Annotated in this window: 16 protein-coding genes; 12 read left to right on the forward strand and 4 right to left on the reverse strand. The window is 55.3% G+C overall.

What is annotated here, in order from left to right:
• Window positions 1-58 precede the first annotated feature (58 nt).
• From mmuP to tauD, 6 genes are all read left to right on the forward strand, one after another.
• Window positions 59-1459 carry an S-methylmethionine permease gene (gene mmuP / locus ACQG03_RS05045; RefSeq protein ID WP_023305550.1) on the forward strand — a complete coding sequence of 467 codons (1401 nt, stop codon included), beginning with the start codon at window positions 59-61 and terminating at the stop codon, window positions 1457-1459.
• Window positions 1446-2378 carry a homocysteine S-methyltransferase gene (gene mmuM / locus ACQG03_RS05050; RefSeq protein WP_063163718.1) on the forward strand — a complete coding sequence of 311 codons (933 nt, stop codon included), beginning with the start codon at window positions 1446-1448 and terminating at the stop codon, window positions 2376-2378. Before mmuP ends, mmuM begins: the two co-directional genes overlap by 14 nt.
• 222 nt (window positions 2379-2600) lie before the next feature.
• A complete protein-coding gene (gene tauA / locus ACQG03_RS05055) occupies window positions 2601-3563 on the forward strand; it encodes a taurine ABC transporter substrate-binding protein (protein ID WP_063163717.1) in 963 nt (320 codons plus the stop codon).
• Between the two features lie 10 nt (window positions 3564-3573).
• Complete coding sequence (tauB, locus tag ACQG03_RS05060; protein WP_022647194.1) at window positions 3574-4341, forward strand: taurine ABC transporter ATP-binding subunit; 768 nt, start codon at window positions 3574-3576, stop codon at window positions 4339-4341.
• Window positions 4338-5165, forward strand: coding sequence for a taurine ABC transporter permease TauC (tauC, locus tag ACQG03_RS05065; RefSeq protein WP_022647195.1), 828 nt, complete (start codon window positions 4338-4340; stop codon window positions 5163-5165). The genes tauB and tauC overlap by 4 nt, the downstream gene beginning before the upstream one ends.
• Window positions 5162-6013, forward strand: coding sequence for a taurine dioxygenase (gene tauD / locus ACQG03_RS05070; protein WP_063163716.1), 852 nt, complete (start codon window positions 5162-5164; stop codon window positions 6011-6013). The genes tauC and tauD overlap by 4 nt, the downstream gene beginning before the upstream one ends.
• Before the next feature lie 69 nt (window positions 6014-6082).
• Here the strand turns inward: tauD and ACQG03_RS05075 are convergent, their stop codons facing one another.
• Together ACQG03_RS05075 and hemB are read right to left on the reverse strand one after the other, a co-directional pair.
• Window positions 6083-7807, reverse strand: coding sequence for a lysophospholipid acyltransferase family protein (locus tag ACQG03_RS05075; protein WP_063163715.1), 1725 nt, complete (start codon window positions 7805-7807; stop codon window positions 6083-6085).
• Window positions 7808-7932: 125 nt separating this feature from the next.
• On the reverse strand, window positions 7933-8907 hold the full coding sequence (hemB, locus tag ACQG03_RS05080) for a porphobilinogen synthase (RefSeq protein WP_003859169.1): 975 nt from the start codon (window positions 8905-8907) through the stop codon (window positions 7933-7935).
• A 452-nt stretch (window positions 8908-9359) separates the two neighbouring features.
• On the opposite strand from hemB, the gene ACQG03_RS05085 reads away from it, so the two are divergent.
• Both ACQG03_RS05085 and ACQG03_RS05090 read left to right on the forward strand, forming a co-directional pair.
• Window positions 9360-12134 (forward strand): autotransporter outer membrane beta-barrel domain-containing protein, encoded by a 2775-nt coding sequence (locus ACQG03_RS05085; protein ID WP_063163714.1) that lies wholly within the window; start codon window positions 9360-9362, stop codon window positions 12132-12134.
• Window positions 12135-12221: 87 nt separating this feature from the next.
• Window positions 12222-12848 carry a helix-turn-helix domain-containing protein gene (locus ACQG03_RS05090; RefSeq protein ID WP_022647199.1) on the forward strand — a complete coding sequence of 209 codons (627 nt, stop codon included), beginning with the start codon at window positions 12222-12224 and terminating at the stop codon, window positions 12846-12848.
• Window positions 12849-12850: 2 nt separating this feature from the next.
• Here the strand turns inward: ACQG03_RS05090 and ampH are convergent, their stop codons facing one another.
• Window positions 12851-14011, reverse strand: a complete 1161-nt coding sequence (ampH, locus tag ACQG03_RS05095; RefSeq protein ID WP_022647200.1) for a D-alanyl-D-alanine-carboxypeptidase/endopeptidase AmpH — start codon at window positions 14009-14011, stop codon at window positions 12851-12853.
• A gap of 204 nt (window positions 14012-14215) precedes the next feature.
• On the opposite strand from ampH, the gene ACQG03_RS05100 reads away from it, so the two are divergent.
• The 3 genes from ACQG03_RS05100 (at window position 14216) to ACQG03_RS05110 (ending at window position 17194) form a co-directional block, all read left to right on the forward strand.
• Window positions 14216-14749, forward strand: a complete 534-nt coding sequence (locus ACQG03_RS05100) for an isochorismatase family protein (protein ID WP_023305557.1) — start codon at window positions 14216-14218, stop codon at window positions 14747-14749.
• A gap of 114 nt (window positions 14750-14863) precedes the next feature.
• On the forward strand, window positions 14864-16084 hold the full coding sequence (gene sbmA, locus ACQG03_RS05105; RefSeq protein ID WP_022647202.1) for a peptide antibiotic transporter SbmA: 1221 nt from the start codon (window positions 14864-14866) through the stop codon (window positions 16082-16084).
• A gap of 12 nt (window positions 16085-16096) precedes the next feature.
• A complete protein-coding gene (locus tag ACQG03_RS05110) occupies window positions 16097-17194 on the forward strand; it encodes a DUF1615 domain-containing protein (RefSeq protein ID WP_063163713.1) in 1098 nt (365 codons plus the stop codon).
• Here the strand turns inward: ACQG03_RS05110 and ACQG03_RS05115 are convergent, their stop codons facing one another.
• Window positions 17195-17497 (reverse strand): DUF2755 family protein, encoded by a 303-nt coding sequence (locus tag ACQG03_RS05115; protein ID WP_003859159.1) that lies wholly within the window; start codon window positions 17495-17497, stop codon window positions 17195-17197.
• A gap of 248 nt (window positions 17498-17745) precedes the next feature.
• Between ACQG03_RS05115 and ACQG03_RS05120 the strand changes: the two genes are divergently transcribed.
• On the forward strand, window positions 17746-17964 hold the full coding sequence (locus tag ACQG03_RS05120) for a DUF2754 domain-containing protein (RefSeq protein ID WP_022647204.1): 219 nt from the start codon (window positions 17746-17748) through the stop codon (window positions 17962-17964).

Here is a 17964-nt window from a genome sequence, read left to right on the forward strand (position 1 = left end):
ATCGCGGTATAACACTCCTTCTTTGGATGTTTAGATGTCCATACGTTTAGAAGGTAACATGCAAACACAACAAGAAAACGGGCAACTTAAGCGCACCATGAAAACCCGCCACCTGATTATGCTCTCGCTGGGTGGCGTTATCGGCACAGGGTTATTCTTCAATACCGGATATATCATCTCGACAACCGGCGCGGCGGGCACGCTGCTGGCATATCTTATCGGTGCGCTGGTGGTCTGGCTGGTCATGCAATGTCTGGGCGAGCTCTCCGTGGCGATGCCGGAAACCGGCGCGTTTCACGTCTATGCCGCCCGCTATCTCGGCCCGGCGACGGGGTATACCGTGGCGTGGCTCTACTGGCTTACGTGGACAGTGGCGCTGGGATCGAGCTTTACCGCGGCCGGGTTCTGCATGCAGTACTGGTTCCCACAGGTTCCCGTCTGGACGTGGTGCGTTGTCTTTTGCGCTGTGATCTTTGGTCTTAACGTGATTTCCACGCGCTTTTTCGCGGAAGGGGAATTCTGGTTCTCGCTGGTCAAGGTTATCACCATCGTCGCCTTTATTATTCTCGGCGGCGCGGCCATCTTTGGCTTTATCCCGATGGCGGACGGCTCTGCCGCGCCGGGACTAAGCAACATTACCGCCGAAGGCTGGTTCCCGCACGGTGGCCTGCCGATCCTGATGACCATGGTGGCGGTCAACTTTGCCTTCTCAGGAACGGAGCTTATCGGCATCGCGGCAGGGGAAACGGAAAACCCACACAAGGTTATTCCGGTTGCTATTCGCACCACCATCGCCCGGCTCATCATCTTCTTTATTGGCACCGTGTTTGTGCTGGCGGCGTTGATCCCGATGCAGCAGGCTGGCGTGGAGAAAAGTCCGTTCGTGCTGGTGTTTGAAAAGGTCGGCATTCCGTATGCGGCGGATATCTTTAACTTCGTGATCCTGACGGCGATCCTCTCGGCGGCGAACTCGGGTCTGTACGCCTCTGGCCGTATGCTTTGGTCTCTGTCTAACGAGAAAACGCTGCCGCGCTGCTTTGCCCGCGTCAACAAAAACGGCGTGCCGCTGACGGCGCTTTCTGTTTCCATGCTGGGCGGCGTGCTGGCGTTGTTCTCCAGCGTGGTCGCGCCGGATACGGTGTTTGTGGCCCTGTCAGCCATTTCCGGTTTTGCGGTGGTGGCGGTGTGGATTAGCATTTGCGCGTCGCACTTCGTGTTTCGTCGCCGTCACGTGCAGTCCGGCCAGCCGCTATCCGCGTTGCAGTATCGCGCGCCATGGTATCCGCTGGTGCCCGTGCTTGGCTTTATCCTCTGCCTGGTGGCCTGCGTCGGCCTGTGGTTTGACCCCAGCCAGCGTATTGCCCTTTATTGCGGGCTTCCGTTTGTCGCCCTGTGTTATGGTGCGTACTACCTGACCCGAAATCTGACCACGCAGGAGCCTGAACATGTCGCAGAATAATCCGCTTACCGCCCTCCTTGAAAAACAGCCGTTTGTCGTGCTGGATGGGGCGATGGCAACGGAGCTGGAAGCGCGCGGTTGTAACCTTGCCGACAGTCTCTGGTCGGCCAAAGTGCTGATGGAAAATCCGGAGCTGATCCGCGACGTACACCTCGACTACTACCGCGCGGGGGCACAGGTGGCGATCACCGCCAGCTATCAGGCGACACCCGCAGGCTTTGCCGCTCGCGGGCTGGACGAGTCGCAATCCCGGGCGTTGATTGGCAAAAGCGTAGAGCTGGCACGCAAAGCGCGGGAAGCTTACCTGGCTGAGAACGCAAATGCAGGCACGCTGCTGGTGGCGGGATCTGTGGGCCCTTACGGCGCGTATCTGGCCGATGGTTCCGAGTATCGCGGCGATTATGTGCGTAGCGCTGAAGAATTTACCGCCTTCCACCGCCCGCGTGTAGAGGCGCTGTTGGATGCGGGCGCGGACCTCCTGGCCTGTGAAACGCTGCCTTCGTTCACTGAGATTAAGGCGCTGGCGGCGTTGCTGACGGCGTTTCCGCGCGCCCGGGCATGGTTCTCATTTACCCTGCGTGACAGTGAGCACCTGAGCGACGGAACGCCGCTGCGGGATGTTGTTTCTGCGCTGGAAAGCTACCCGCAGGTTGTCGCGCTGGGGATTAACTGTATCGCGCTGGAAAACACCACGGCGGCGCTGACGCATCTGCACAGCCTGACGTCGCTGCCCCTGGTGGTCTATCCGAACTCCGGCGAGCATTACGATGCGGTGAGTAAAACCTGGCATCACCGCGGTGAAACGTGCGAGACGCTGGCGGGGTATTTACCGCAGTGGCTGGAAGCAGGCGCGAAGCTGATTGGCGGCTGCTGTCGGACCACGCCGCAGGATATTGCTGCGCTGACGGTTCAGCGCTGAGGCCTTTGCCGGGCGGCGGTTGCGCCTTACCCGGCCTACAAATTGCACGAACCGTAGGCCGGGTAAGCGCAGCGCCACCCGGCGAAACAACCGCACAAAATTCACTATCCTTTCCCGCTTTTTTTCTAAAAACGAATCGTCATTAGCGATTCTTTTTTATTCCTTTATCAAAATTCTCGCGCCGGAAATACTGCCCTTATAACAACAAGGGGAGCAGACGGTATGGCAATTTCATCGCGAATCACGTTACTTGGTGCACTGGCGCTGTGGGCATTTCAGGCGCAGGCGGTGGACGTCACCGTCGCGTATCAGACTTCCGCGGAACCGGCGAAAGTCGCGCAGGCGGATAACACCTTCGCCAAAGCGAGCGGGGCGAACGTCAACTGGCGCAAGTTCGACAGCGGCGCGGCAATTGTGCGGGCGTTAGCCTCGGGCGACGTGCAGATTGGCAACCTGGGTTCCAGCCCGCTGGCGGTGGCCGCCAGCCAGCAGGTGCCGATTGAAGTCTTCCTGCTGGCATCGCAGCTCGGAAATTCCGAAGCGCTGGTGGTGAAGAAAAGCATCACGAAACCCGAAGATTTGATTGGCAAACGCATCGCGGTGCCGTTTATCTCCACCACGCATTACAGCCTGCTGGCAGCGCTGAAACACTGGGGTATTAAGCCGGGCCAGGTGCAGATCATCAACCTGCAACCTCCAGCGATTATTGCCGCCTGGCAGCGTGGCGACATTGACGGAGCATACGTCTGGGCGCCCGCCGTCAACGAGCTGGAAAAAGACGGCACCGTGCTGACCGACTCCGAAAAAGTGGGGCAATGGGGGGCGCCAACACTTGATGTCTGGGTCGTTCGTAAGGACTTTGCCGAAAAACACCCTGAAGTGGTGAAAGCCTTCGCCAAAAGCGCCATCGACGCTCAGCAGCCTTACATCAGCAACCCGGATGAATGGCTGAAACAGCCCGCCAACCTGGAGAAGCTCTCACGTCTGAGCGGTGTGCCGGAAGCTGACGTGCCGGGGCTGGTGAAAGGCAACACCTATCTGACACCTGCGCAGCAGGTCCAGCAGCTGAACGGGCCGGTGAGCAAAGCGATTGTCGACACTGCGACGTTCCTGAAAGAGCAGGGCAAAGTGCCTGCGGTGGCAGCGGATTACAGCCGGTTCGTGACCGACCGCTTTGTGAAATAAGGGGGCTGCGATGCTGAACATTACCAACCTGTCTGCCGATTACGGCGGCAAACCCGCCCTGAAAGAGATCAACCTGACGCTGGACAGCGGTGAACTGCTGGTCGTACTGGGGCCGTCCGGCTGCGGGAAAACGACGCTGCTGAACCTGATCGCCGGGTTTGTACCGTATCAGCACGGCACGATCCAACTCGAAGGAAAACGGGTAACGGGGCCGGGCGCAGAGCGCGGCGTGGTCTTCCAGAACGAAGGGCTACTTCCGTGGCGAAACGTGCAGGAAAACGTTGCGTTTGGTCTGCAACTGGCCGGCGTAGCGCGTGAACAGCGTCTGAATACGGCGCGCGACATGTTGAAAAAGGTCGGGCTGGAGGGGGCTGAAAAACGCTTTATCTGGCAGCTTTCAGGCGGGCAGCGTCAGCGCGTCGGGATTGCCCGTGCGCTGGCGGCTAACCCTCAGCTGCTGTTGCTGGACGAACCTTTCGGGGCGCTGGATGCCTTTACCCGTGAGCAGATGCAAACCCTGCTGCTGCGCCTGTGGCACGAAACCGGCAAGCAGGTGCTGTTAATCACCCACGATATCGAAGAGGCCGTGTTTATGGCGACGGAGCTGGTGCTGCTCTCACCGGGACCGGGACGCGTGCTGGAGCGTCTGCCGCTTGAGTTTGCCCGGCGCTATGTGGCGGGAGAGCCAGTACGCAGCATTAAATCAGACCCGCTATTTATCGAAAAACGGGAATACATCCTGAGCCGTGTGTTTGAACAGCGGGAGGCGTTCTCATGAGCATTGTCTTCAGTGAAAAAACGCGGCGGACGCGCCGTGCCTTACGCTGGCCGTTCTCTCGCCAGCTCACCTTAAGCGTCAGCACGCTGGTGGTGTTGCTGGCGGTATGGTGGGCGGTTGCCGCGCAGCAGTGGATCAGCCCGCTGTTTCTGCCCCCGCCAGGCCAGGTTCTGGAAAAACTGATCGCCATCGCCGGACCGCAGGGCTTTATGGATGCCACCCTCTGGCAGCATTTAGGCGCCAGTCTGACGCGTATTCTGGTGGCGCTGCTGGCGGCGGTCATTATTGGCGTTCCGGTGGGGATTGCGATGGGACTGAGCCCGACGGTGCGCGGCATTCTCGACCCGCTGATAGAGCTTTACCGTCCCGTACCGCCGCTGGCTTATCTGCCCCTGATGGTGATCTGGTTTGGCATCGGCGAGACGTCAAAGATCTTACTGATATATCTGGCTATTTTTGCGCCGGTAGCAATGTCGGCCCTGGCTGGCGTAAAGAGTGCGCAGCAGGTACGCATACGTGCGGCGCAGTCGCTCGGCGCCAGCCGCGCGCAGGTACTGCTGTTCGTCATTTTACCAGGTGCGCTGCCGGAGATATTGACCGGGTTGCGCATCGGCCTTGGGGTGGGCTGGTCAACGCTGGTGGCGGCAGAGCTGATTGCCGCCACGCGCGGCCTTGGGTTTATGGTGCAGTCGGCGGGAGAGTTCCTGGCGACTGACGTGGTACTGGCAGGGATCGCGGTCATCGCCGCGATCGCCTTTGGATTAGAACTGGGACTGCGCACGCTACAGCGTCGCCTGACGCCCTGGCATGGAGAAATACAATGAGTGAACGTCTGACGATTGTCCCGCTGGGGCCGTACATTGGCGCGCAGGTGTCGGGCCTGGACGTAACCCGTCCGCTGAGCGATAACCAGTTTGAGCAGCTGTACCACGCGGTGCTGCGCCATCAGGTGGTGTTCCTGCGCGATCAGGCCATCACCCCGCAACAGCAGCGCGCGCTGGCCCTGCGTTTTGGCGACCTGCATATCCACCCGGTCTACCCGCATGCGGAAGGGGTGGAGGAAATTATCGTGCTGGACACTCATAACGATAACCCGCCCGATAATGACAACTGGCATACGGATGTTACCTTTATCGACACACCGCCAGCCGGGGCGATTCTGGCAGCAAAACTACTGCCAGAGACCGGCGGCGATACGCTGTGGGCGAGCGGCATTGCGGCGTTTGAGGCGCTCTCCGCGCCGTTCCAGACCTTGCTAAGTGGCCTGCGGGCGGAGCATGATTTTAAAAAATCGTTCCAGGAGTATAAGTACCGTAAAACGGAAGAGGAGCACCAGCGCTGGCTGGATGCGGTTGCAAAGCATCCGCCGCTGTTGCACCCGGTGGTGCGTACCCATCCGGTGACCGGCAAGCAGGCGCTGTTTGTGAACGAAGGGTTTACCTCGCGCATTGTGGACGTAACGGAAAAAGAGAGCGAGGCGCTGCTCAGTTTCCTGTTTGCGCATATCACGAAGCCGGAGTTTCAGGTGCGCTGGCGCTGGCAGGAGAACGATCTGGCGATTTGGGATAACCGCGTCACACAGCATTACGCCAATGCGGATTACCTGCCGCAGCGAAGGATTATGCAGCGGGCGACGATTTTGGGGGATAAGCCGTTCTACCGTGCGGTTTGAGCCCCTCACCCTAACCCTCTCCCCAAAGGGGCGAGGGGACTGACCGGTGCGGTTTTCACCCTCTCCCTTTTAGGGAGAGGGCAGGGGTGAGGGTATTAAGTGCGCCTCTATATACCGCTGATAGCGGTTCGCCTTCAGATAACACAGATCCACCAGCACCAGCCCGTCGATACAGTTATTGAACGCCGGATCGCTGCCGAAATCGATAAACTGCACGCCGCCTGGCTCGCATAGCTCGGAATATTGTTTATAAAGCGGCGGAATACCGCAGCCCAGATTGCCGAGCAGGGATTTGAGCTTTGTCAGGTCATCCACGTAATCCACCCCGCTAAATTGCGCCAGCACGTCCGGGAGTGACGCCGGGTAGGGTTGACGCGAGGCGGCTAACGGGTGGCTGGCCGGAAACCAGAGACGATAAAACGCGACCAGCAGATCCCGGGCGGCAGGCGGTAAGCCGCCGGAGATGGACACCGGACCAAACAGGTAACGGTAATGTGGATAGCGCGCCAGATAGGCGCCAATGCCTGACCACAGGTAGTCCAGACCGCGACGTCCCCAGTAGCGCGGCTGTATAAAGCTGCGCCCCAGCTCAATGCCGTGCTCCAGTATGTCCTGCATTTTTTCGTCGTAGTGGAACAGGCTGTAACTGTACAATCCCTCGACGCCGCACTTTTCCACCTGCATGGCCGTTGGCATAAAGCGGTACGCGCCGACAATCTCGAGGTCATCATCATCCCACAGAATAAGGTGCAGATAGTCATCATCGTAGCTGTCGGTATCCCGGCGCTTTCCGCTGCCTTCCTCCACGGCGCGAAAGGCAATCTCGCGCAGTCGCCCTAGCTCGCGCAGCAGAGGCGCCTCTTCCTGCCCGTTGCGCTGCCACAAATAGATGGTTTTACCATCGCTGGTTTTGCCCAGACATTCGGCCTGCGCCAGCTCCCGCTTCAGCGTGGCCCTGTCTTCCGGGCGGGCAATGGCGCACTGGGTTCTAAAGACGCCAGGCAATCCCTTGCCAAGTCGTATCACATGCTGACGGCACTGCTCGGCCATCTCACGCGATGAAAGGGTAGAGCTAAACCGATCATTCCAGGCAATCTGCTGGCCGATTTTGATCGGCAGCTGGCTGTGGCGGCGGCGAAACATCTGTTGCATCAGCAGCAGCAGGGATACCGTCGGCGATACCAGGGTGCTGGCATAAAACAGCAGGCTGTTGTGGGCCTGAATATGTACCGGTAGCAGCGGTACCCGTAGTTTGCTGGCCAGCTTGATAAAGCCCGGATGCCACTTTTTATCGCGGATGCCTTTACGCGTTGGGCGGGAGACTTCGCCCGCCGGGAAGAAGATCAGCACGCCGGCGTTTTGCAGGTGCTGCTCCATCTGCACCAGAGATGCTTTTGCGGTTCTGCCGCCCATATTGTCCACGGGGATAAACAACGAGCTGAGGGGCTCAAGGTGAGACAGCATCCGGTTGGTGACAACCTTGACGTCCCGGCGCACGCGCGAAACGGCATACAGTAGCGCCAGCCCATCCAGGGTGCCCGTCGGGTGGTTCGCTATCACAATGAGTGGGCCGTGTTCGGGGATTTGTTCGAGGTCTCGGGCGGAAATGGTGCAGAGAATATCAAGGTGTTCCAGAACCTGCTCTACCATATCCAGCCCTTTCAGGTGACGGTGGCTGGCGGCAAACTGCTGAAATTCGTCTTCGTGGAGCAGTCTTTTTAACAGACTTTTTTGCCAGGGTGCGGGCCTCGCCTGAGGCCAAAGGTCATCAAGAACGCTGTCGAGACTAAACATTGATCACTCCTCCTGCCGTCTTGCCCAGACAGTAGAAGGAGGAGATGTCGGTTGTATTGCAGTTTGGTGAAGATTCGCGCAGAGAGCAGGCCGGGTATGGCGAAGCCACCCGGCGCTAAAGCGGATTAACGCAGAATTTTCTTCTCAGCCAGATCCAACGCGAAGTAGCTGAAGATCAGATCCGCGCCCGCGCGTTTGATCGCACCCAGGCTTTCGAGGATCACTTTCTCTTCGTCGATGGCACCCGCCTGCGCGGCGAATTTGATCATCGCGTACTCGCCGCTCACCTGGTATGCGCCCAGCGGCAGTTCGGTGCGTTCGCGAATGTCGCGCAGGATATCCAGATACGCGCCGGCCGGTTTCACCATCAGACAGTCTGCGCCCTGTGCTTCATCGAGCAGAGATTCACGAATCGCTTCGCGGCGGTTCAGCGGGTTCATCTGATAGGTTTTACGATCGCCTTTCAGCGCCGTGCCCGCTGCTTCACGGAACGGGCCGTAGAAGGAGGAGGCGAATTTGGTGGAGTAGGACATGATGGCGGTGTCGGTAAAGCCTGCCGCATCCAGCGCATGACGAATAGCCTGAACCTGACCATCCATTGCCGCAGAAGGTGCAATGAAATCCGCACCCGCGGCGGCGGCAACCACCGCCTGCTTGCCCAGATTCAGCAGGGTCGCATCGTTGTCCACGCCGTGATCGCATAGCACACCGCAGTGGCCATGAGAGGTGTATTCGCAGAAGCAGGTATCGGACATGACGATCATCTCCGGCACACTCTCTTTGCAGATGCGCGACATGCGTGCCACGAGGCCGTCTTCTTTCCATGCATCACTGCCGGTTGCGTCAGTGTGGTGGGAGATACCGAACGTCATCACCGAGCGGATGCCCGCATTCGCAATGCGTTCGATCTCGCGGGCCAGATGCTTTTCAGGAATGCGCATCACGCCCGGCATCGCGTCGATGGCTTTGTAGTCATCGATCTCTTCTTCAACAAAAATCGGCAACACCAGATCGTTTAAGGTCAGTGTTGTCTCTTCAAACATGGCGCGCAGTGCGGGTGACTTGCGCAGGCGACGGGGACGAGCAATTAAATCGGTCATGGTATGCCTGATGTTTGTGGAACAAAGAGGCTTAGTGTACCTGAAAGCGGAGAGTGGTGTTTTACTAAAGTTGTCTTTTAGATTTTCGAAATCGATTAATATACGCTACATGTATTTTGTATATATTATAAATCTTATTATGGTGTCCAGAGTGGTATGTGATATTGGTGAGGCTTCTATATTGGTTTGGGATTATAAATATAAATGATTTATTGCTTTTTATTATATGTGTCGAAGCAACTAAAGTAGTTTGCAATCAGTTGAATTTATAATATTTATTCATAATGATTGATATTGTCTTGGGATTATAAGCTTATTTGTCTGAATACGGACTTAATGGAATCATTCATTGAACCTTTTCGAAGTGAAACTGCATAATTCCTTCCGCAATTAAACGTTGCCAAATGATTTGATGGACAAACTTGCTTACGTCCCTGAGGAGGGATGACCCAATGCAAACATGGAAAAAGAAACTGGTTGTATCACAACTTGCATTAGCCTGCACACTGGCTATCGCTTCTCAGGCCAATGCGAAAGATATATCCGGCACGACATATAATACTTTTGGATATGACAATACTGCGTCCACGCCCTGGTATTATGGTTATGCTGACTGGGATTATTCAGATGCCACACATGATGGTGACATTTATCCAGTCATCAATAAATCAACCGTAAACGGAGTTATTTCGACATACTATCTGGATGATGGTGTCAATGGCCGTGCGAACGCGTTGAGTATTTCTAACAGCACCATTAACGGCATGATCACGTCAGAATGTATGACCACGACGTGTGCAGAAGGCGTAGATACTGACGGCACTACGCATACCCAGTACGATCGTTTTAGCCTGACTGTTGATAACTCCACCATCAACGATACCTACGAGCATTATGCGTATGATGTCGTTAATGGCGATACCACTGAAACGCATTATCTGGACACCTATGGTCTGGGTAACGCCATCACCCTGGATGTTGAGTCTGATATCGTTATTCAGAACAATTCCCACATCGCGGGCATCACGCTGACGCAGGGTTATCAGGAGCTTGATAACACGCCATACGACGGTGTTGAAGGCGTTGCTAACAGCAGCAATATCTTTACCGATACGCTGGTGGTGAAAGACTCTGTGCTGACCTCTGGCGCATACAGCGATCTGGGTACCAGCGGCTTCTACGGTCAAACGGCGAAGCCAAGCGACTACGGTGAAACCAACGCCACGGCTGCGGATGATGCGGCGCTGATCGTTGCTGCCAGTGCGTCTGATAACGCCATGCAGACCACCGCTACCTTCGATCACTCTACCGTTACGGGTGACATTCTTTTCTCCAGCACCTTTGATAACAACTTCTACGAGAATGGCGATCCGGCAACGGATACCACAGAAGATGGCGTCTATAACCCAACCACCAACGGCTGGGATGGTACCGATAAACTGGATGTCACGCTGACCAACGGCAGTAAGTGGGTGGGTGCAGCGCAGTCCAGCGTTGAAGCTATCGGCACTGCGCAGATGTATGGCCAGGGCTACAGCAACGTAGACTGGCACGCATTGTCCCCGAATAGCATCTGGCCTGATTCTACCTTTGACAGCAACGGTCACGTTGCCGGTGAAGAGGTGTATCAGAGCGGCCTGTTCAACGTGGCGCTGGATAACGGTTCCGAGTGGGATACCCGCAAGATCTCCAACATCGATGCACTGACGGTGAACAACCAGTCTCAGGTCAATGTTGAAAACTCCGGCCTGCTGGCAGATTCCATCACCCTGACCAATGCTTCAACCTTGAATATTGGCGACAGCGGTGCCGTGGCAACCGACAGTCTGTATCTGGATAGCTACAGCCGTGCGGCACTGACTGAAGAGACGGCAGAACTGTATGCCAACACCATTACTGTAGACAACGGTGCAGAGCTGGCGCTGGGTCTGGGTCAGGTTGATACGCACAATATGGTGCTGACTGATGGCGGTGTGCTCAACGTTGCCAGCCGCGATTATGTGCTGAACAGCGACCTGAACAACGCACGCTATATCACCAACGATAGCCATAAAGCGGACTACGACTATGGTGTTGTCGCGCTGAACTCTGACGGCCATCTGGCGGTGAACGGTGACGTTGCCGGTAACTATAAAGTGCGCATCGACGATGCGACCGGTGCAGGCTCCGTAGCTGACTACAAAAACAAAGAGATCATTCGCGTTTATGACAATAACGCGGATACCGCTGCCAGCTTTACTGCGGCAAACAAAGCTGATTTAGGTGCATACACCTATCAGGCGCAGCAGAAGGGTGACACCGTTGTTCTCCAGCAGGAAGAGCTGACTGACTACGCCAACATGGCGCTGAGCATTCCTTCTGCTAATATCAACATCTGGAATCTGCAACAGGATACCGTGGGTACCCGTCTGACCAACAGCCGTCATGGCCTGGCAGATAACGGCGGCGCATGGGTGAGCTATTTTGGCGGCAACTTTGACGCGGATAATGGCACCGTTAGCTACGATCAGGACGTAAGCGGCATTATGGTGGGTCTGGATACTCAGATCGACGGTAATAACGCGAAGTGGATTGTCGGTGGTGCGGCTGGTTTCGCGAAGGGTGATATCAGCGATCGTACTGGTCAGGTCGATCAGGACAGCCAGACTGCGATGATCTACGCGTCGGCGAAGTTCATGAACGACATCTTCCTCGACAGCTCCATGAGCTACACCCGCTTCAACAACGACCTCTCTGCTACCATGAGCAACGGTCAGTATGTTGACGGTAATACCACGACTGACGCCGTTGGTTTCGGGATGAAACTGGGCTATGACTGGAAACCAAACCTGTCTGGCTACGTCACGCCTTACGCGGCGATCTCTGGCCTGTTCCAGTCCGGTGATGACTATCAGTTAAGCAACGACATGCGTATCGATGGCCAGTCTTACGACAGTATGCGTTATGAGCTCGGCGTGGATGCAGGTTATACCTTCAACTACGGTGGCGAGCAGGCATTAACCCCTTACTTCAAGCTGGCTTACGTGTATGACGATGCCGACAACAATGCTGATATCAACAATGACAGCATTGACAACGGCGTGGAAGGCTCTGCGGTTCGCGTGGGACTGGGCACTCAGTTCAGCTTCACGAAAAACTTCAGTGCTTACACTGATGCGACTTATCTGGGCGGCGGCGACGTTGACCAGAACTGGGGAGCAAACCTGGGTGTGAAATATACCTGGTAAGAAAAAACGCGGGGGATTTTGCCCCCGCTTTTTTATGTGCTTTAAAAATAATAAAGAACCGACATATACAGATGACTTGAGGTATGCATGAACGTTAATGCGAAACCACTTTCTGAATTAAGCCGGCTCATAAAGTGTCTGGAAGTCGCCGGTACCCCATTTAAAACGGAACCACAACAATTTATAACTACCGGCAATAATGATGATGAACCATTGACATTTGTAATACAATCCGGCCTGACAGTCGTTCACCGTAAATCAGATGAATTACTCGTGGGTATTGCACGGGCACCCTATATTCATGGATTAAGTGCATGGATTAATGACAGCTATCTTGAATATTCTCTGATGGCACAAACACCTTGTACCGGATTTTATTTGCCAGCCTCTACTGCATGCGAAATTATTCAAGAAGCGCAACTCTGGCAAGAAGCATTCTGCTGGCTTTCATGGCTAAATCATTTACTGGGAAAACGTGATATCCAGCTGGTCGGAAATAATTCGTATAGCCAAATTCGGGCGATGCTAATCAATATGGCCGAGTGGGATGACACGCTACGCTCAAAAATTGGTGTGATGAATCATATTCAGCGTAGCACGCGTATATCACGTTCGGTGGTTGCGGAGGTTCTGGCGGCGCTGCGTCAGGGGAACTACATCAATATGAGCCGGGGCAAACTGATCAGTATCAACCGTTTGCCCACGGACTATTAAGCTCAGTTAGCGGCCGTAAGTACCTGCGCTTTATTGGCGCTCAGCTCGGCTACAAGGTTATTTACGCCATCACTCATATTCACGAAGCGGGTGTTCGGTGACCGGGTGACCACCACAAAAGCGCCCACGTTTGATTGCGGAATCATCGCCATGTAGGTGATGAATCCGCCACCCCCACCGGTTTTTTGAATAATACCCGGGCGACCATCTTTTGGCGCCATATATACCCAGCCCATGCCGAGGGCATCGGCTTTACCGGGAACATCCATACCAATGACGCGACGTAACTGAGCACGCTGGTAGATGAGCGTCTGCATTCGGTCGGCCTGATTACTGCGCGCGTAAAAATCCGATGAGAGGAACTGTTGCATCCAGCGCATCATGTCGCCAGGCGTAGAGTAAACCCCACCGCTGCCAATGGCTGCCAGCGTGTTATTACACGGGCTGGCCCCTTTTTCCGCCACCATCAGACGCTTGCACTGGTCCGGGGAGGGGGTGTAAGTAGTATCTTTCATCCCGAGCGGACGCGTGATTTGCTCTTCAAAAAGTTGAGGGTAAGGCTTACCTGATGCCGTTGCTAACGCGTCGGCCAGCAGATCAAACGCCAGGTTAGAATAGCCAGCCTGAGAACCCGGGGCCGATTTCAGCGTTGCGGTGCTCAGGTAGTTCCAGCGTTGTTCGCGAGTTGGCCAGACAAAGACAGGGCGATGCGCAGCGCCACCGGGCTGTTCTCGCGGCAGGGCGCTGGTATGGGTCGCCAGGTTCACCAGCCTGATCGGCGTTCCCTGATATGTCGGAACGCGAGCGCCGGGTGGCGCATATTTGCTGAGCGGATCGTCGAGTTTTACCACGCCCTGATCGAGCAATTTCACCAGCATTTCGCTGGTCATCAGCTTGGTTATCGACGCGACACGGATAACGGAATCCAGCTGCGGGCGAACGTTATTTCCCGGTCGTGTTTCACCGAAGCTGCGAAACACCCGCTGGTTACCGTCGATCACGACCAGCGCCATTCCCGTCGCACCACTGCCGTAATAAATAAGGTTCGCATAGCGATCGGCAATGTCAGAGGCCAGAACCGGTGCCGTCAGAGGCTGTGCTGCCTGGGCGGTGGACAGGCTCACCGCACACAGCGCGGCGAAAGAGAGCAGACAACGTTTCAACGAAAAGCATCCATCCAGTGAATAAGGAGAGTTACGGGTAGTTATACTACTAATCGGCGTCGGGCAATCGTCCGATTTGCATAACGATAGCGAGAAAAACGTAACCGTGGGTAAATTTGCACAATTTACTTACGGCCAGACTCCCATTTTGTGACATCGGGCTTATGATAGTCACCAGTTACATTCATTATTGCGGAGAACGGTATGTCTGAAAAGCGTGTGGTTTTGGTGGTTGATATGCAGAATGGGGTGTTTAAGACGCCGCGCCATCAGAGTGAGAAATGTGTCTCACTGATCAATCAGCTTACCCAGGCTGCTGAGGCCGTTATTTTCATACAGCATACTGAAGCTGGCGGGCTAGAGGAGGGGAGCGAAGGGTTTGCATTGCTGCCCGATCTCAACCAGCCGGCAGGGGCGTTTTACGTCACGAAGACCGCTTGCGATGCCTTCTATAACACTTCGCTCGAGGCACTGTTGCGCGAACAGGAGATCGATGAATTTATTATCTGCGGCTGCGCGACGGATTATTGTGTCGATGCCACCTTTAAAAACGGTGTCAGCCGGGGCTACCACATCACGGTTGCGGAGGATGCCCACACCACGGCCAATCGTCCAGCGGCCGATGCCCAGGTTCTGATCGCGCACTATAACGATGTCTGGCGTAACTTCATCGCCCCTGCCAACCCGCCTTCGGTGAAACGCACCGAAACAATTCTTGAAAACTGGAAAGCGAACTAATAATTCACCCGCAGGTCTGACTTTTTTGCCTGAGCCGGGAGGCTGGCCCAGGCAAGGTTTCGTGTGGCGATATGTTAAACACAGCAACAGCCATAACAACAAGAAGGAAGCACAATGTTTAAGTCTTTTTTCCCAAAGCCGGGGCCCTTTTTCCTGTCGGCATTTATTTGGGCACTGCTGGCTGTCATTTTCTGGCAGGCCGGTGGCGGCGCGTGGCTGACCCGTCTTACGGGGGCAACGGGCGACATTCCCATTAGCGCTGCGCGCTTCTGGTCCATGAGCTATCTGCTTTTCTACGCCTATTACATGCTCTGCGTGGGGCTTTTTGCCATGTTCTGGTTTATCTATTCGCCTCACCGCTGGCAATACTGGTCGATTCTCGGCACGTCGTTAATCATCTTTGTCACCTGGTTCCTGGTGGAAGTGGGCGTGGCAGTCAACGCCTGGTATGCGCCGTTTTACGATCTGATCCAGACGGCGCTGAGTTCGCCGCATAAAGTGACCATTAACCAGTTCTACCATGAGGTGGGGATCTTCCTCGGCATCGCCCTCATCGCCGTGGTGATCGGCGTGATGAATAACTTTTTCGTCAGTCACTATGTGTTCCGCTGGCGTACCGCGATGAACGAACACTATATGGCGCACTGGCAGCACCTGCGTCATATCGAAGGTGCCGCACAGCGTGTGCAGGAAGACACCATGCGTTTTGCCTCTACACTCGAAGATATGGGCGTTAGCTTTATTAATGCCATCATGACGCTGATCGCCTTCCTGCCGGTGCTGGTGACGCTCTCATCCCACGTTCCGGAACTGCCGATTGTCGGCCATCTGCCGTACGGCCTGGTCATTGCCGCGATTGTCTGGTCGCTGATGGGAACGGGACTGCTGGCAGTGGTGGGGATCAAGCTGCCGGGGCTGGAATTTAAAAACCAGCGCGTGGAAGCGGCCTACCGTAAAGAGCTGGTGTATGGTGAAGACGATCCCAACCGTGCGTCACCGCCTACCGTGCGTGAGCTGTTTGGCGCCGTACGTCGTAATTACTTCCGCCTCTATTTCCATTACATGTATTTCAATATCGCGCGCATCCTTTATCTTCAGGTTGATAACGTTTTCGGGTTGTTCCTGCTGTTCCCGTCCATCGTTGCGGGTACGATTACGCTCGGTCTGATGACCCAGATCACCAACGTTTTTGGTCAGGTTCGCGGTTCGTTCCAGTACCTGATTAGCTCCTGGACTACGCTGGTGGAGCTGATGTCCATCTACAAACGTTTACGCAGTTTCGAGCGTGAGCTGGACGATAAGGATTTGCAGGAAGTCACCCATACATTAGGTTAAAAAGGAATTGCTATGCCATTTGCCGTACCACGTGCATTACCGCTGACGTTACTCGCCGCCGTCGTGCTGGCGGGCTGTGCCGAGAAAGGGGCCGCCCCGCTCAAAGAAGGGGAGAAGCCCGTTGATGTGGCGAGCGTGGTGCGGCAAAAAATGCCCGCCAGCGTGAAGGATCGCAGTGAGTGGGCTGATGCGCTGGCAACGACCTTCAAAAGTCAGAAGATCGCGCCTACCGAGGAGAACATCTGCTCGGTGCTGGCGGTGGCGCAGCAGGAATCGATGTATCAGTCAGATCCTGTTGTGCCTGGCCTGAACAAAATCGCCTGGAAGGAGATCGACCGCCGGGCTGAATCGATGCATATCCCAGTTTTCCTGGTACATACCGCCCTTAAAATCACCTCGCCAAACGGTAAAAGCTACAGCGAACGGCTGGATACGGTGAAAACCGAGAGGCAGCTCAGCGCCATTTTCGATGATTTCATCAATATGGTTCCGATGGGGCAGAAGCTGTTTGGCTCGCTGAATCCGGTACATACCGGCGGTCCGATGCAGGTAAGCATCGCATTTGCGGAAAAGCATACCGACGGCTATCCGTGGGATATCGACGGTACGGTGCGTCAGGAAGTCTTCTCCCTGCGCGGTGGGCTGTGGTTTGGGACGTATCACCTGCTGAATTATCCGGCCAACTACGATAAACCGCTGTATCGTTTTGCCGACTTTAACGCGGGCTGGTATGCCAGCCGAAATGCAGCCTTCCAGAATGCGGTAAGCCGCGCCAGCGGTGTGAAGCTCGCTTTGGATGGCGATCTCATTGCATACGGCAGCAGCGAGGCAGGGTCCACCGAACGGGCAGTGCGAAAAATTTCGACGAAACTGGAGATGAGCAACAGTGACATTCGCCGACAGCTGGAGAAGGGTGACAGCCTGGCGTTTGAGAAAACGGATCTGTATAAGCAGGTTTTCGCGCTTGCAGAGAAGAAAAGTGGAAAGGCACTACCCAGAGCCATTCTGCCAGGCATTCAGCTTGAAAGCCCGAAGATCACGCGTAACCTGACGACCGCATGGTTCGCAAAACGCGTGGACGATCGTCGGGCTCGCTGTATGGGACTGTAATCAGTGGCGGTTGCGCCAGCGCAGCACGAGCGCAATCACGCCCAGAACCATGCTGCCCGCGAGGAAGGGAATGAGCCCGAATACGGTGCTCACGCCTAAACCGATTTCAACGCGCGGGCGGCCGGTATCCTGCACCTGCATCAGATGCTCATACACGCCAGGGGCATGCACCAGCATGTTCAGCAGTTGGGTTCCTGCCCAGAAACAAAACAGAACAAACAGGGCATAGGCAATATTCCCCGCCGTGGAGGTTTTTGGTTGTTTTCCGCCAAAAATCGGTTTCGACAATGTAAAGTCTGCCATAAGACCTCCCGAAAATATCACTCTGTTTTAATACGCGTCGTACAGGGTGAGTGTGACAGGTCATAGCATTTGTCAATATCAGAATCGTGGGAAATTCGGCTCAGGATTTCTCCTGGATTGTCGATTTCTGCATCACGTCACAAATTGATAACATAAGTGAAACTACGCTGCTTTTCAGAATTTACGTATCCGCCACAGACGGCTTTATCAAACTGTGAGAGGATAGTTTTTTTTCTGCCGGAGTTGTCATGAAGCTCACTTCCAAACTACGCCGTGACTGGCATTACTACGCCTTTGCGATCGGGCTGATCTTTATACTCAACGGTGTTGTCGGGCTGCTGGGATTTGAAGCGAAGGGCTGGCAAACCTATGCGGTTGGGCTGGTGACCTGGGTAATCAGTTTCTGGCTGGCGGGATTCATTATCCGCCGTCGTCCCGATGAGACGACGGCAGAGAAAGCCGACTAA

It is taken from the genome of Enterobacter cloacae complex sp. 342H5 (assembly GCF_050030905.1).
Classification (GTDB): Bacteria; Pseudomonadota; Gammaproteobacteria; order Enterobacterales; family Enterobacteriaceae; genus Enterobacter; species Enterobacter intestinihominis.

Coding starts and splice junctions, on each gene's coding strand:
- mmuP (WP_023305550.1), top strand. CDS start 59: ATGCAAACACAACAAGAAAACGGGCAACTTAAGCGCACCATGAAAACC.
- mmuM (WP_063163718.1), top strand. CDS start 1,446: ATGTCGCAGAATAATCCGCTTACCGCCCTCCTTGAAAAACAGCCGTTT.
- tauA (WP_063163717.1), top strand. CDS start 2,601: ATGGCAATTTCATCGCGAATCACGTTACTTGGTGCACTGGCGCTGTGG.
- tauB (WP_022647194.1), top strand. CDS start 3,574: ATGCTGAACATTACCAACCTGTCTGCCGATTACGGCGGCAAACCCGCC.
- tauC (WP_022647195.1), top strand. CDS start 4,338: ATGAGCATTGTCTTCAGTGAAAAAACGCGGCGGACGCGCCGTGCCTTA.
- tauD (WP_063163716.1), top strand. CDS start 5,162: ATGAGTGAACGTCTGACGATTGTCCCGCTGGGGCCGTACATTGGCGCG.
- ACQG03_RS05075 (WP_063163715.1), bottom strand. CDS start 7,807: ATGTTTAGTCTCGACAGCGTTCTTGATGACCTTTGGCCTCAGGCGAGG.
- hemB (WP_003859169.1), bottom strand. CDS start 8,907: ATGACCGATTTAATTGCTCGTCCCCGTCGCCTGCGCAAGTCACCCGCA.
- ACQG03_RS05085 (WP_063163714.1), top strand. CDS start 9,360: ATGCAAACATGGAAAAAGAAACTGGTTGTATCACAACTTGCATTAGCC.
- ACQG03_RS05090 (WP_022647199.1), top strand. CDS start 12,222: ATGAACGTTAATGCGAAACCACTTTCTGAATTAAGCCGGCTCATAAAG.
- ACQG03_RS05100 (WP_023305557.1), top strand. CDS start 14,216: ATGTCTGAAAAGCGTGTGGTTTTGGTGGTTGATATGCAGAATGGGGTG.
- sbmA (WP_022647202.1), top strand. CDS start 14,864: ATGTTTAAGTCTTTTTTCCCAAAGCCGGGGCCCTTTTTCCTGTCGGCA.
- ACQG03_RS05110 (WP_063163713.1), top strand. CDS start 16,097: ATGCCATTTGCCGTACCACGTGCATTACCGCTGACGTTACTCGCCGCC.
- ACQG03_RS05115 (WP_003859159.1), bottom strand. CDS start 17,497: ATGGCAGACTTTACATTGTCGAAACCGATTTTTGGCGGAAAACAACCA.
- ACQG03_RS05120 (WP_022647204.1), top strand. CDS start 17,746: ATGAAGCTCACTTCCAAACTACGCCGTGACTGGCATTACTACGCCTTT.